Source organism: Rhodovulum tesquicola (assembly GCF_024128855.1).
Classification (GTDB): Bacteria; Pseudomonadota; Alphaproteobacteria; order Rhodobacterales; family Rhodobacteraceae; genus Rhodovulum; species Rhodovulum tesquicola.
In genome coordinates this window covers 1-912 of the sequence record NZ_JAMYDV010000060.1, presented here as the reverse complement: position 1 = coordinate 912, position 912 = coordinate 1, and the positions used below count along the sequence as shown (strand labels likewise).

Annotated in this window: 1 pseudogene; it reads left to right on the top strand. The window is 62.3% G+C overall.

From position 1 onward, the window contains the following. Positions 1-37: 37 nt before the first annotated feature. A pseudogene (locus tag NHN26_RS17355) lies at positions 38-912 on the top strand (IS3 family transposase); the annotation flags it as partial.

Below are 912 nucleotides of genomic sequence, written 5' to 3'. Positions count from 1 at the left end.
GAAGATAAGATCGTGACCAAGGACCTGGAGATCGGACATGGTAAGACGGAAGTTCACGAAGGAGTTCAAGTTTGAGGCTGTGAAGCTGGTGACAGATCGGGGCGTTGCGGTGGCGCAGGCGGCCCGAGATCTGGATCTGGCCGAAAGCGTGCTGCGTCGGTGGATGCGGGAGGCCGCAGTGGCCCCGATCACGGCGTTCCCCGGCAATGGCCAGCAGCGTGCCGAGCTGGCAGAGATCGCAGCCCTGAAGAAAGAGGTCGCCAAGCTCAAGGCGGAGCGTGACATCCTAAAAAAAGCCGCAGCATTCTTCGCGAGGGAAGCGACATGAGGTTCGCCTTCATCGCGAAGCACCGGCATATCTGGCCGGTCAGCTGGCTGTGCGAGGTTCTGGAGGTCTCACGCTCGGGCTTCCATGCATGGCTGAACCGCCCTCTCAGCGACCGAGCGATCCTTGATGCGAAGCTCGTCACGGCCATCGACACGAGTTTCAAGGCCAGCGACCGGACCTATGGCGCCCGCCGGGTCTGGCACGATGTCCTTGAAGAGGGTCTGATCTGCGGCCTTCACCGGATCGAGCGGCTGATGCGCCAGAACGCATTGAAAGCACGCCCAAAACGGCGCGGAAAGCCTGGGGACGATGGGGAACGATCGGTCATCGCCGACAACATCCTCGACCGGGATTTCGAAGCGGATCATCCGAACCAGAAGTGGCTGGCCGACTTCACCTACATCTGGACCGCCCAGGGCTGGCTGTATGTGGCGGTCGTGCTGGACCTGTTCTCTCGCCGTGTGGTCGGCTGGTCGATGAAGGCCGATAGGGATGCCACGCTGGTCATGGACGCCCTGATGATGGCCGTCTGGCGCCGCGGCAAGGCGGACGCCCTGCTCCATCACTCGGACCAGGGATCGCAA